This window comes from Sphingomonas sp. P4_D12 (assembly GCF_056401895.1).
Window position 1 is genome coordinate 281,709 of sequence record NZ_JBFUIL010000002.1, and the last position, 13,550, is coordinate 295,258.

Annotated in this window: 8 protein-coding genes; 5 read left to right on the forward strand and 3 right to left on the reverse strand. The window is 58.4% G+C overall.

Annotated elements, in window-relative coordinates; translation table 11 throughout:
* Positions 1–17: 17 nt before the first annotated feature.
* The 3 genes from AC1DSD_RS03885 to AC1DSD_RS03895 form a co-directional block, all read right to left on the reverse strand.
* Positions 18–1,601 carry a tryptophan halogenase family protein gene (locus AC1DSD_RS03885; protein WP_478028624.1) on the reverse strand — a complete coding sequence of 528 codons (1,584 nt, stop codon included), beginning with the start codon at positions 1,599–1,601 and terminating at the stop codon, positions 18–20.
* 69 nt (positions 1,602–1,670) lie between these two features.
* Complete coding sequence (locus AC1DSD_RS03890; protein ID WP_478028625.1) at positions 1,671–4,994, reverse strand: TonB-dependent receptor; 3,324 nt, start codon at positions 4,992–4,994, stop codon at positions 1,671–1,673.
* A complete protein-coding gene (locus AC1DSD_RS03895; protein WP_478028626.1) occupies positions 4,995–5,360 on the reverse strand; it encodes a hypothetical protein in 366 nt (121 codons plus the stop codon).
* Positions 5,361–6,009: 649 nt separating this feature from the next.
* On the opposite strand from AC1DSD_RS03895, the gene AC1DSD_RS03900 reads away from it, so the two are divergent.
* From AC1DSD_RS03900 to AC1DSD_RS03920, 5 genes are all read left to right on the forward strand, one after another.
* The gene (locus AC1DSD_RS03900; protein ID WP_478028627.1) at positions 6,010–7,161 is read left to right on the forward strand and encodes a sensor histidine kinase; all 1,152 of its coding nucleotides are present in this window, start codon (positions 6,010–6,012) and stop codon (positions 7,159–7,161) included.
* Between the two features lie 4 nt (positions 7,162–7,165).
* Entirely contained in the window at positions 7,166–7,966 is an 801-nt protein-coding gene (locus AC1DSD_RS03905) for a LytR/AlgR family response regulator transcription factor (RefSeq protein ID WP_478028628.1), read from the forward strand.
* Positions 7,967–8,732: 766 nt separating this feature from the next.
* Positions 8,733–10,229 (forward strand): GH39 family glycosyl hydrolase, encoded by a 1,497-nt coding sequence (locus AC1DSD_RS03910; protein WP_478028629.1) that lies wholly within the window; start codon positions 8,733–8,735, stop codon positions 10,227–10,229.
* Positions 10,230–10,419: 190 nt separating this feature from the next.
* Positions 10,420–11,484, forward strand: coding sequence for a glycoside hydrolase family 43 protein (locus tag AC1DSD_RS03915; protein ID WP_478029015.1), 1,065 nt, complete (start codon positions 10,420–10,422; stop codon positions 11,482–11,484).
* A gap of 257 nt (positions 11,485–11,741) precedes the next feature.
* Complete coding sequence (locus AC1DSD_RS03920) at positions 11,742–13,535, forward strand: glycoside hydrolase family 127 protein (RefSeq protein WP_478029016.1); 1,794 nt, start codon at positions 11,742–11,744, stop codon at positions 13,533–13,535.
* Positions 13,536–13,550: the final 15 nt, after the last annotated feature.

The following is a 13,550-nucleotide window of genomic DNA, read 5'->3' on the forward strand; positions in this document are numbered from 1 at the left end:
GATTTCGTTCTGCAATCTCATCGAGCGCCAGCCCCACGTTGAGCCACCGAAATTTCCGGCGCCCCGGCGAATGCCCGGAGATACTCCCCATGGAGAGGCATTGCATTGACGGCCGAACGCACCCTACCGTTGAAGGCGTCGAAATATGCGATGATCTCTTCGTCTGTCAGACGATCGATTTGAGGAACGAGGCCGTTCGCTCGGAGCCCCTGCCCATGCATTACCGACAGCCAACTGTTATAGGTGAAGAACTCTCCGGGCCGAATGAATAGTCTGCCATGTGGGGCGAACATATCTATTCGCCTCTGAAGTGAATCCGGAACGGACATATATTTGCAATATTTCCAGAATGACGTGTCTTCTCGCTCAGTTACCTTGTAGTGGAGAACTATGAAATCTCTGATCTGCTCGATTTCGAGCTCCACTTCCGAGTTGTAGGAGTCGATTTCGGACTGGTCGAAATTTTTGTCGGGAAAATAGGTTAGAAGTTTGAAAACGGATGTTTGAACGAGGTGAATGTTCGTGGATTCCAGCGGCTCGAGAAATCCCGAGGCTAGTCCGATTGAGACGCAATTCTTGACCCAGACCTCGCGGCGACGCCCAGGCGTAAACTTGATGCGCCTGGGGGGAGCCAACGGTTCTCCATCAAGCGCGCCGAGCAGCTTCTTTTCTACCGCATCGTCACTTTCGGCGAAGGCGCTGCTATATACCATCCCGTTGCCGGTGCGATGTTGCAGCGGAATGCGCCAACGCCAGCCCGATCCCTCGGCGATCGCTTTGGTATAGGGGGTCGGCGCCTGCACCCTGGCGCAAGGAACCGCAATCGCCCGATCACAGGGGAGCCAGTGCGTCCACTCCTCGTAAGGGCTGTTCAAGGTCTTTTCGATAAGCAGGCCATGCAGGCCCGTGCAATCGATGAAGAGATCGGCCTCGAACTCGCGCCCATCCTGTAAACGAACCGATTTGATAAATCCGTTTTCGGCATTCTGCTCGACATGCACGATCCGGCCACTCACATGCTGCACGCCGCGCTTGATGGCATAGGTGCGAAGATAGTCGGCATAAAGTGCCGCGTCGAAATGGAAGGCATAGAAGTGCGACGGCAGGCCGGTCTGCTCGACCGCTTGTGGATGACGAAACCGATTATGCCGTGCCGCTATCGCGCCAACGTTGCTGTCTTCGAGCAGCGTGTCGGTGCCTTGGGCCGCCATGAGCTGGGCGTACCGCAAGTACATGTGATAAAAGGAAACGTCTTTGTAATTGGGACCGAAATGAGCAAAAGAGTGGAAATAGCTATCTCCGACATTGCGCCAATTGACGAACTCGATCCCGAGTTTGAATGTCGCGTTGCAATGCCTCATGAAATCGGCCTGATCGAGACCGAGCATCTGATTGAATACATGGATGAACGGGACGGTCGCCTCGCCAACGCCGATTGTGCCGATTTCGGGAGACTCGATAAGCTCTATTTCGAGGCCAGCATCGGCCAAATCGGCACTGAGGGCCGCCGCTGTCATCCAACCCGCCGTACCTCCGCCGGCGATCAGCACCTTACGTACCGCGTTCGAGTTATGGGGCGCTTTCAAATCCTTTTCAGACATGCTCGTCCTTTCACATCGGCCGGACCATGGCACACCGAAACGGTCTGCCATGGCCCAGCGGATGTCCAATCAGAATTTTGCCCGGAGGGTCGCGTTTATGCGGCGATCGCTCATGTTGGTGTCATAGGGCAGGAAGACGCCGGCCAAGGGCTCCTGAACCGTCTTGGACTTTGTATTAAGAAGGTTTCCGACCGAGGTGTTCAATACGAATCTGTCGTTGATCTTAAAGTCGAAGCTAAAGTCGACATAGCCCGCCGCCTTTGCCCACAATGGAACCATGTTGTATACCTGAAAATTATACGTCGACGAGAAGTCAGTCGGACTTAAAATTACGTTATATGGGTTCCCGCCTGAAGTCGCCCAAGACAGGGGGTTGACGTTGGTGGACAGTAGTTGCTTGGAGCGCCAGTTATAAGCCAGACGCATGTTTACACGGCCACGGCTGTATAGCAGTTCGGCATTATACGAATATTTTGATAAATTGAAGAACGGCAGGCCTTTGATATCGTTGCCGAGAACGTCCGTGGCCTTGGGTCCCGGATTCGTGCTGTCGACGAAGGTGAAGCTGCCGTTGATGCCAAAACCGCTGAGAAGGCCCGGCAGTTTGTCGAAGAAGGTGCGTGCGCCCACTTCGAAGCCCTTGATGTTCACGCCTTTGGTGGAAGTCTCGTTCTGTAGATACGTCCATGGCAGATCGTGCATAGATACCTGATTGTTGCCATCAACCAGCGGAGTCGGCTGGTTCTGCACGAACGACGTAAATATGGGTTGGTCCTTGATCTGCTTGGCAAACAAGCTGAGATAGACCATCGAGCCGTTCCGGGGATACCATTCGAGCGATAGATCTTCGCTCCGGATCATGGTCGGCTTCAGCCGGGCCCCCGCAGCCGTGATGCTGAAGTTCGTTAGGTACGGAAAGCTGATGGGGGTGCCGCCGCCCGGAGGCGTAACGGAGTAGTTCAGAGTATTCGCGCCAATGGAGCCACCGGCCCGGACGTCGTTGAGATTGGGCGGCGAGACTGCTTCCGCAGCCGCAGCCCTCATCACGAAGTTCGGCGTAACATCGAATTTGATGTTGAACGCGGGTAGAACACGGAAGAACGAATAGTCGAGCGACCGGGGAGTACTGGACGACGGGCTAGAATAGATCGTCGAAGGGTCGCCCGTTCCGCCAGCGAGTTGCGCTTGGATATAGGCGTCCGCGGCGGCCTGGCTCAGGAAAAAATTGGTAATCTGGTTTTGGCTGAGCTGTCCCGAGCTGTGGATTTCCGCCGCGACGAATCTGACACCAATGCTGCCAGAGAAACGAGGGATGATGCCCATGTTATCGTGTCCGAACTTCAGCTGGATATAACCCGCGTAGTTCTTGATTCTGGTGTTGACCGGCCCATTTGTATTAAGAAGATGGGCATTATAATAATCCTGCGGCGTTCCGCCAGGAATTCTTTGGCCATAAGTACTCAGCAGATGATACCAGTCATAATTTTTCATGACACTTTCGGATGGCATCAACACCGCGCCCGGTGAGGGGACTCTCCCCCCGAAGTATTGAGGGAAGTTATAGAGTTGATAGTCGTTGGGCGAGCCATCCGGCGCCACGGTGTGGGTTGGAGTGTTGTCGCCACTGAGATAATATTTGATGCCCGCCCAAGGTTGAGCCAGCGGAGCCCAATAGGTTCCGGTGTCGACATCACTTTCGTTGCGCACCGACGCCCGGGCGCCAACCGAAACGCTTCTGAAGAAGGAATCGCTGCCGAAATCGTAATCCACATCCACATTGGCGGCGAACATGTGTCCTTTGTTGTCGATCCCGTGATTCGACAACGTACTCCAATAGGCGGTTTCTGTATTTGCCAGAGCGGCAGCATTGAATCCACCCACGACAGGAATGGACTTCGTCAAATCGAAGCTGGCGGACGCGAGATTGTTGGCTTCCTGTACGATCGAGGCATACAGGCTTTTGCTTTTGGCCTGTGACGAAACATACTGCAGTCCGCCGCGGACCCGCACCTTATCGCCGGGCGTCCACAAGAACGTTTGCGAAATATCGAGCGTTGAACTCTTGCTGTGGCTAACGGAGCGAGAGCCGGTAAATCCTTGGATGTTGTCCAGCGGTGCGGTGCAGCCATAGATGCCGTTAGCCCAGTCGGCGGTGGTTTGAGAAACCGGCCCGCCATATCCTGCCTGGGAACCACAATCGGTCGTCGGCGCCGGCGACCATCCTGGCGAATATTGTTGGAGCCAGGTATTTCCGGGCGTGCCGTAAACGATCTGTCCAGTCGCTCCATAGCGCAGCGAACCGGCGATCATCGCACCATTTGAGTCAAACGTGGGATTGACCGGAATATAGACTGCGTTTTGCTGGGGTGACGTCCCGAAGCCGGCTTGAGCAACTTGGCTATCCTGGACGTATTGGGAATAGAATACCGTGTTGGTGAAGGTCAGATTAGGATTCGGCCTCCATTGCAACGCCTGATAGGCGCCATAACGGTCCCGCTTAAAGCTACTGTTGCTCCAATTATACCCATAAGGGATCAGGCCCACGTTAGGCACCTTGACGGTGCCTCCCGCACCGTCCGGGACGGTGGCGACGTAGGGCGAACCGGGAGCATATTCAGCATAGAAGGGGCGTATCGCCAGATCGCTGCTCTGCGAGTCGTAACGCGAAAAGGCGAAGTCGTACAGAACGCCGAACTCGCCGATGCTCGTGTCCCATTTCTTCGTGAACAGAACGGACGCGCTGGGAGAGAATTTCCTGGCCATATCGCCATAGCTGCCACCGACCGTGAGGTCGATTTCCGGCTTGCTGTAATCAAACGGAAGCCGCGTCCGCAGATCGACCGCCGAAGCGCCGCCCTCGATGAGAGTGGCGAGCGAACCCTTGTAGACATCGACGGCGCTCATCAACTCAGGTGTCACGTCGCCCCAGCTAATCGCGCTGGCGCCGTTCGCGCTGAAGACTTGGCGCCCGTTGAGCATGCTGGAGTTAAAGGGCAAACCGCGCACGGAAATGCCGGTGCCTTCGATCTGGAAGCTCGGGTTACCCTGATCGGCCGAGAAGCGCGACAGGGTAACGCCCGACACGCGCTGAAGTACTTCGGTTATCGACGTGTCGGGGAGCTTGCCAGCCTGATCGGCAACGACGGAGTCGACGATAGTATCGGAATTTCGTTTGATCTCGATCGCATCGTTCAGCGCCTTCCGGCGTGCGGTGACGATGATGTCGGTCACGGCGTCGTCGCTCTTATCTTTCGCCTTGGCGGGCTTGTCCGTCGCAGCATCGTCGGAGGTCTTCGCTTCCGCACTCTGGGCCCATGCGGGCTGAGCCAGGCCGAGGCCTCCCAAGATCAGTGCCGAAATGCTGGCCTCGATCAACAGGTTACGTGATTTCATCTAGCCCTCCCCATTTATCTTGTTGATTAAGTTTGAATATTCCTCGCGGGCCTGCCCGACAGGTGAGCGGCCATTTGCCCCTTCATCCCGTTCGTCCGCGCGTCGATCACAGAACATTTGCTGCGATGATCTTTCGCCCGTCACGGCTTCAGGCCTGAACCCGCCCGAATGCGACCGCGGCCCGCGTTTCAACCATTCGCGATCGCGGCATCCGCCCTTGTTACCGCTACCATTTTTGGGCGCGAAAATCGGCGTCGCCGGTTTTGAAGCCGATCCTTGCAAGTCAAATCTGATCTGGGCGGCGCAGGGATAATGACGCACCGGCGCTTGAGAGCGCGTGCCGGAGACTGCCTGGTCAATCGTCATTTCTCGACCCCTCCATTCAGATGGTAAGGGGGAGGTGTCGCTCTCAGCGGCATCATCTCTCCCTAAATATGGCTCGTCCATTCTCCCGGCCCGCAAGGGGCGGCGCGTCTTCGCCATTACTTATCAAACGACACAATTTTTCCGCCGCGTCCATGTATTGGATCGGCGGGGTGCGCCAAAATTGGCGGAAAATGGCAGTGAGGAGGGGCGTCAGAATCCGTTCTGCAAATCCGCGAGCCGGCTTGCGTCGAATGAGTCCGGTTCGCAACATTTCCTACAAATGCTGATCCGCCAGCCTTGGTCGGGGGCCGGTACCCCCATAAGCAGCCGGCATGCGATCCCAGGTATGCCGAATCGTCGAATCACCGGACATGGCTGCTCGTGTCGTCAATTAATACTATAATATTTCCCTGGCGATACTTGTGGAGAAGTCATTGCATTCGTCCGGCGACGCGCAAGGATGGCTTGGCTGGATATTGTGCGACGGGAATGACGAGCGCTGGGGAGTGAGAGGAAGCCGCATGTCTTGTCCGCCGGGATGGCAGCTACGCGCGACCCCGGGTGCCCGGGTTTGCTAGATGCTGTCCGGCGGCGGGCATGACGTAAACGCGCTTTCTCGCCGCGAATGCGGTATAAGCCATATCCAATTATGAGTTCCGTGCAGTCCAACTCCTCGATCTTGGCCAATGACGTGCGACAGCGGGGCCAGTCCGTCGGAGCAGTCGGCGCCTGGTATCGCGCTTGGCGTGCCTGGCTTCGCCCGGCCGCCCTCATCTTCCTGATCTGGACGTCGGTCGGCTTATTCCTGTCCTTGCCGGATATGCTGAGGGGCTTTCAATGGGACCACTTCATCGCGAAGATAATCGATTCCTGGGCCTGGGCGCTGCTTACGCCGGCACTGCTGCTGATCGACAGAAAGATGGTGCCGAAGGACCAGAGCATCTTCCGCCTCAGCATGCTCTTTCTTCTACTGAGCGTCCCTTTCAGCCTGGTTCACACGTATCTCTCGGGACTTCTTCTTCTTCCGATACCTCAAGTATGGTGGAATCCGTTAACAAACGGCGAGTTCGCAGTGTACTATTTCCTGGGCGGCTGGCAGACTTACTGCGCCGCCGTAGGCATATTTCAATCATTCAGATACTATAACCGCTATTTGACAGGACAGCTCGAATTGGGGCGCGTGGAGACGAACCTACTCGAGTGGCGTTTGAACGCGTTACGCCTCCATCTCGAGCCGCATTTTCTCTTCAACACGCTGAATGCCATTTCATCAGAAGTCGGCACGAACCCCGAATTGGCGCGCAACATGATCGGTGATCTGGCCGCGCTGCTCCGGCGCTCGCTCGATTGCAAGGACATGCTGGAAATACCGCTGGCGCAGGAATTGGCACTTCTGGAACATTATATCTCGATCCAGAGATTTCGCTTCGGGGACAGAATCCAGATCGAACTGGACATTGAGCCGGAGGCGCTAACGGCGATGGTCCCCTCGATGCTGCTCCAGCCCCTGGTCGAAAACGCTATTCGCCACGGTCTGGAAGGTCGCCTGTCTGGAGGAGCAATCGATATTTTGGCCCGGCGGACTGCGGGGCAGCTGCAAATTCGGGTGCTTGACGACGGGGTGGGACTGCCCGCGAACTGGCGGAAGGAGACCTCGACCGGCCTGGGTATCCGTGTGACGTGTGAACGCCTTGCCGCGCTCTATCCGGACCTGGGTGAACAAGCTCTCATGATCCAGCCTCGTCCGGGTGGTGGAACCGAGGTGGCGATCTGCCTGCCGCTAAGCGAAGGGCGGCGATAAGGGGATGAAATCGCAACTTGGACCGATCACCGCTCTTGTCGTCGATGACGAGGCGCCGGCGCGCAAACGGCTGACGGATCTGCTGGCCAAGGACCGTAGCGTCGGCAAGATTCTTGAAGCAAGGAATGGCGTCGATGCGGTTGCGTTGATCCAGGACATGCGCCCGGACATCGTATTCCTCGATGTTCAGATGCCCGGTGTTGATGGCTTTGGCGTGATCGACGCCCTGGGTGCCGAAAACATGCCGTTGACGGTATTCGTCACGGCCTATGACCAGTTCGCGCTTCAGGCGTTCGATGCGGAGGCCGTCGATTATCTGCTCAAGCCGTTCGGCGACTCTCGCTATGAGAAGATGATGGAGCGCGTCAAAAAGCGGTTGGGCGAATTGCGCGCGGAAAATGCGGACGACGCAAATTCCTTTGGCCCGGAACTCCTCAAGCTGGCTGCAAAGCGTGCGAAGCCGGGCGAGATTTGGGAATGGATGGTCGTCAAGAAGCGGGACGCGACCCAGTTCGTGATGACGCAGGACATCGACTGGATCGAAGCGGCCGGCGTGTATGTGACACTGCACGTAGGGGCAGAGGAATTCCTCTACCGGGCCGGGCTGACCACAGTTGTGAATCGGCTCGACCCCTTTCGGTTCATCCGCATCCATCGATCCAGTGTCGTGAATCTAAGGTCGGTCGCGTTTCTCGAGCGCCGTTCGCATGGCGAGTTCGAGGTGGTGCTGAAGGATGGCACGCGCCTGATGCTCAGCCGGAGTTACCGGGATGAGGTCGAAGCGATGCTGGGGCAATCGCTCTGAACTAGCTAAATTTCCTATGCGCGGATGAGTGTCCGCCGAGGACGGTGGCAAGAGCGTGCTGCGAATAGGGCGGATCCGGCTATTCGCAATCAAGTACGCGATCGCCGAGAACCTGAAGTACGCCATGTCTCCGTCAAAGAGCAGCGCGATTGAGCCCCGATTCGCGTTTTGCCCGCGGCTATTCTTACCGGCTTGCCGTCACCCGAGCCGTTTTACCCGACCAATTTGCCGGTCGAGAACAATCTCTGCAAAGCTGTCTGCGTTTCGCTATAACTCCTTGGGAGCGGCGTTGCGACAAATCGTCGTAGCTGCGATGAGTAACAAATTTCTCGGGACAATATTTAGATGTAACCTAGTTGATCTAAGTATCCCCAGAGAATAACTTGCATGGTATTCGTGCTATCTTTGGTAAATCTGAGTTGGCGATGAAGGCTGATCAGATAGATCCGGCTGGCGCGCACAATTACATGAGTTTGGACGAGCCTTCCTCTTGGGCCGGGAATAACATCCCGGCCCAGCTTTTTGCCTATCGGGTTCTGACGAGGTCGGAAGTGGCGGTGGCTGGGTAGACAGGTCGACCCCATTCGGCGTGTAAGAGAGCGCGCGCAGGAACGACAGAATCCGCTGAAGCGGATAAAGCGGATAAACAACTCTGGGAGAGAATTTCGTGAAGAGATGCCGATACGCCGTCCTTTCCTGCGGAGGTCTGGCGCTTGCGAGCCTGACATCTTCGGCGTTCGCGCAGTCCGCAGCGTCTGCGCCGCGCGTGCTGCAGGTGGATCGGGCGACGGCAGATACTCCGGTCGATCGCTTTTTCGATCTTTCCGTGGGATCCGATTATCCCGGAACGCTGATCCGTGACGACAGCATGGCCCAGCTCAAGACGGCGACGGGCGAACTGGGATTCCGCTACATTCGCTTCCACGCCATCTTCCATGACGTGCTCAAGACGGTGCAGGTGAAAAACGGACAAATCGTCTACGACTGGACGCGTATCGACGAACTTTACGACAAGTTGCTCGCACGCAACATCAAGCCCTTCGTCGAGCTCGGCTTCACCCCGGAAGCGCTCAAGACCTCGGACAATTCGATCTTCTATTGGAAGGGCAATACGTCACATCCGAAGCTGGATGGCTGGGCACACCTGATCGACGCGTTCGCTCGGCATATTCAGCAGCGTTATGGCGTCGAGGAGGTGCGGAGCTGGTATTTCGAAGTCTGGAACGAGCCCAATCTCGATGGTTTCTGGGAAAAGGCCGACCGCGACGCGTATTTCGCGCTTTATGACGTGACGGCGCGTACGCTGAAGGCGGTGGATCCTGCGCTGCGCGTGGGCGGCCCATCGACTGCCGGCGCGGCATGGGTGCCCGAATTCCTCGATCATGTCGCTGCGAACCGGGTGCCGGTCGATTTCGTCACCACGCACACTTATGGCGTCGACGGCGGCTTTCTCGACGAAGAGGGCAAGGGCGACACCAAACTCTCGTCTTCACCCGACGCGATCGTCGGCGACGTTCGCAGGGTACGCGCGCAAATCCAGGCGTCGCGCTTTCCCAATCTGCCGCTTTATTTCACCGAGTGGAGCACCAGCTACACGCCGCGCGACGCAGTGCACGACAGCTATGTGAGCGCACCCTATATTCTTACCAAGCTCAAAGGGGTCGAAGGTTCGGTCCAGGGCATGAGCTACTGGACCTATAGCGACCTGTTCGAAGAGCCCGGTCCGCCCACGGCGCCGTTCCAGGGAGGCTTCGGGCTGATGAACCCCGAGGGCGTTCGCAAGCCCGCCTGGTTTGCCTACAAGTATCTCAATGCGCTCCGGGGCCAGAGGATATCCGTGAAGGATCCCTACAGCATGGCCGCGGTCGATGGATCCGGATTAACCTTGCTGGTGTGGGATTGGCACCAGCCCGACCAGAAGCTCAGCAATCGTCCGTTCTACAGCCGATTGGTGGAGTCATCGCCCGCGACGCCGGTCAGCGCGCGCTTCGTGCATGTCCAGCCGGGGCGGTACCGTCTGCGTACCTACCGGACCGGCTACCGCCATAACGATGCCTATTCGGCCTATATCGATATGAAGATGCCCCAGAAGCTTTCGGCGGCCCAGCTGGAGCAATTGCAAGGGCTGACCCGGGACGTGGCCGAACGCGACGTCATCGTCACTGTCCCCAAAAGCGGATCCCTGAATATCGAGGCGCCCATGCGGACCAACGATATCCTGCTCATGCGGCTCGAACGCGTCGGCGCGAAGCAAGCCCAATAGAACCTTGGGGGAAGGCAGGGGGATGCCGGCGGCGTGAGATGCCGGTTGCCCCCGCATCACTGTGTTTGGCCCGTATTTAGCGCTTGCCCGTAATCGTCCCCCGGCGACGACCGAAACGGCTGACGGCGAGGTGGAGAATAGAATGACACGCAACGCCCATCGACTTCTCGTCCTGTTTGCTGTCCCGGCCATGGCAGCATTCGGCGTCGCACAGGCGCCGGCGAACGATGAGGCGCAGACCTCGGCGCGGCAATATCTCTCCCAGCCGCTCGTTACCTCGCCCTATACCGCGGATCCCGCGGCTCACGTGTTCGACGGCAAGCTCTATGTTTATGCCAGCCACGACACTGAAGAGGGGCCGCCGCTCCCTGACGTCGAGCCCTTCAAGAACAGCGAGGGCGGGGCGTTCAAGATGCGCGACTATGTCGTGTTGAGCATGACGCGTCCCAACGGACCGGTTCAGGTGCATCGCAATGTGCTCGACATTGCGAACGTACCCTGGGCGGCGCGACAGATGTGGGCGCCCGACGCTGCCTATCGCAACGGGATCTATTATCTATATTTCCCGGCCAAGGACCGCACCGGCGCCTTCCGCATCGGCGTCGCCACCTCGAAGCAGCCGGCCGGACCGTTCAAGGCCCGGCCCCAGCCGATCAAGGACAGCTTCTCGATCGACCCTGCGGTGTTCGTCGACGATGACGGCAGCAGTTATATGTATTTCGGCGGGCTGTCGGGTGGGCAGCTTCAGAAGAATGTCGGCGGCGTCTACGATCCCAACGGCCCCGCCGGCGATCCGCGCGGCCAGAACGAGCAGGCCTTCATGCCACAGGTGGCGAAGCTTCGCGGGGACATGCTCGAATTCGCCGAAAAACCGCGCGAGGCGCTGATCGTCGACGAACACGGCAAACCGCTCACCAGCGGTGATGGCACGCGGCGCTTCTTCGAAGCCTCGTGGATGCACAAATATCGCGGGAAATATTATCTCAGCTATTCCACCGGAGGCTCGCATCTCATCGCCTATGCGGTGGGTAGGTCGCCTTACGGGCCCTTTACCTACAAGGGCAATGTCCTGCTGCCCGTGCAGGGCTGGACCACGCACCACTCGATCGTTCAGTATAAGGGGCGTTGGTGGCTATTTTATGCGGACACCCAGATCTCGGACAAGACCTGGCTGCGCAACGTCAAGGTGACCGAGTTGACCTACAATGCTGACGGGACAATCCGTACGATCGATCCGTTCGTGACGCCCAAATGATTCCATACACGAGCGGGCAGGACGGGTATCCTACGGCGGCGTGGGAGCGTCGGCCAATGCGCTCCAGCATATAGAGGAGATTAGCCGCCTTGAGGTTCCAGCCTGATCGCGCCGGCCGGTCGCGCCGCCAGTTTCTCGCCAGTGCCGGCATTGGCGCTTTGGTCGCAGCCTGTACCGGCAGTGTATCCGCCGTGGCCCTGGCGGATGCGCCGCAAAATCCCGTCGGGCGGCCCGTGGCCAAGTTGCAGCCATTCGACATGGCCGACGTGACGCTGGGGGACGGACCTTTCCTCCATGCCCAGCGAATGACCGAGGCGTATCTCCTGAAGTTGCAGCCCGACCGGCTGCTGCACAATTTCCGGTTGAACGCGGGCCTGCAGCCCAAGGCCCCGATTTATGGCGGCTGGGAGTCCAAGCCCGAATGGGCGGAGATTAATTGCCACGGGCACACTCTCGGCCATTACCTCTCGGCCTGCGCGTCGGCCTATCGCTCGACCCGCGACAGGCGGTTCAAACAGCGGATCGACTATATCGCCGGCGAACTGGCAGCGTGCCAGAAGGCGGCGGGCTCCGGCTTGGTCTGCGCATTTCCGAAGGGTGCGGCGCTGGTTTCGGCGCATCTGCGCGGGGAAAAGATCACCGGAGTTCCCTGGTACACGCTGCACAAGGTCTATGCGGGCTTGCGCGACGCGGCACTGCTCGCAGACAGCGAGGCGTCCCGGGCGGTGCTGGTGCGGCTGGCGGACTGGGGTGTGGTCGCCACCCGCCCGCTGACCGATACGGAGTTCGAGGCCATGCTCGGTACCGAGCATGGCGGCATGAACGAGATCTATGCCGACCTCCATTTCATGACCGGCAATCCCGAATATCTGACCATCGCACAGCGTTTTTCGCACAAGGCAATCATGGAGCCGCTGGCGGAGGGCCGCGACTATCTGGACGGGCTGCACGCGAACACGCAGGTACCCAAGATCGTCGGTTTCCAGCGCGTCTATGAGGCGACCGGAGATACCAAATATCGCGCCGCCGCCGCGTTTTTCTGGGAGACGGTGACACGCACGCGCTCATTCGCCAGCGGCGGACATGGCGACAACGAGCACTTCTTTGCGATGGCGGATTTCAGCAAGCACGTCTTCTCGGCCAAGGGATCGGAGACATGTTGCCAGTATAACATGCTCAAATTGACCCGGGCCTTGTTCCTGCACGACCCCCGGGCAGAATATGCCGATTACTATGAGCGTACGCTCTATAACGGGATCCTCGCCTCTCAGGACCCGGATTCCGGGATGGCCACCTATTTTCAGGGCGCCCGCCCGGGTTATATGAAGCTCTACCACACCCCCGAGGATTCCTTCTGGTGCTGCACTGGAACGGGCATGGAAAATCACGTCAAGTATCGGGACGCGATCTACTTCCACGACGGTGACGCGCTCTATGTGAATCTTTTCGTGCCATCCTCGGTGAGGTGGAAAGAGAAGGGAGCGGTGCTGTCCCAGGCCACCACCTTCCCCGAGGCGCCGACGACCACGCTGCGCTGGAAGCTGCTGCGACCGACACAGCTGGCACTCAAGCTGCGCCACCCACGCTGGAGCCGAACCGCGATCGTCCTCATCAACGGCGTGGAGGCTGCACGCTCGACTACGCCCGGTAGCTATGTTGAGTTAAAACGCACCTGGAGGAGCGGCGACGAGGTCGAACTGCGGCTTGCCATGGAAACATCAGCTGAGAGTGCGCCTGCGGCTCCCGACATCGTCGCATTCACTTACGGTCCGTTGGTACTCGCCGGCGCATTGGGACGGGAAGGGCTGGCTCCAGGCACGGACATCATCGTGAATGAGCGCAAATATGGCAGCTATAACGACGCGTCCTTCACGGCACCGACCCTTGCCGGCGATCCGCGGGCGCTAGCAAAGGGGATCCGCGCCGGGGATAAACCGCTGGAATTCACGATCGCCTCGGCGGATGGGGAGCCGGTGCGGCTGATCCCATATTACCGTATCGCGCACGAGCGATACGCGACCTATTGGCAGGTCAGGCCTGGCAGGGCCTGATCGGCGGATCAGTTC

What these genes read in the sequence shown, in the direction of transcription:
- AC1DSD_RS03905 (WP_478028628.1), top strand. Translation starts at nt 7,166, where the DNA reads ATGAAATCGCAACTTGGACCGATCACCGCTCTTGTCGTCGATGACGAG.
- AC1DSD_RS03920 (WP_478029016.1), top strand. Translation starts at nt 11,742, where the DNA reads ATGGCCGACGTGACGCTGGGGGACGGACCTTTCCTCCATGCCCAGCGA.
- AC1DSD_RS03900 (WP_478028627.1), top strand. Translation starts at nt 6,010, where the DNA reads ATGAGTTCCGTGCAGTCCAACTCCTCGATCTTGGCCAATGACGTGCGA.
- AC1DSD_RS03885 (WP_478028624.1), bottom strand. Translation starts at nt 1,601, where the DNA reads ATGTCTGAAAAGGATTTGAAAGCGCCCCATAACTCGAACGCGGTACGT.
- AC1DSD_RS03895 (WP_478028626.1), bottom strand. Translation starts at nt 5,360, where the DNA reads ATGACGATTGACCAGGCAGTCTCCGGCACGCGCTCTCAAGCGCCGGTG.
- AC1DSD_RS03890 (WP_478028625.1), bottom strand. Translation starts at nt 4,994, where the DNA reads ATGAAATCACGTAACCTGTTGATCGAGGCCAGCATTTCGGCACTGATC.
- AC1DSD_RS03915 (WP_478029015.1), top strand. Translation starts at nt 10,420, where the DNA reads ATGGCAGCATTCGGCGTCGCACAGGCGCCGGCGAACGATGAGGCGCAG.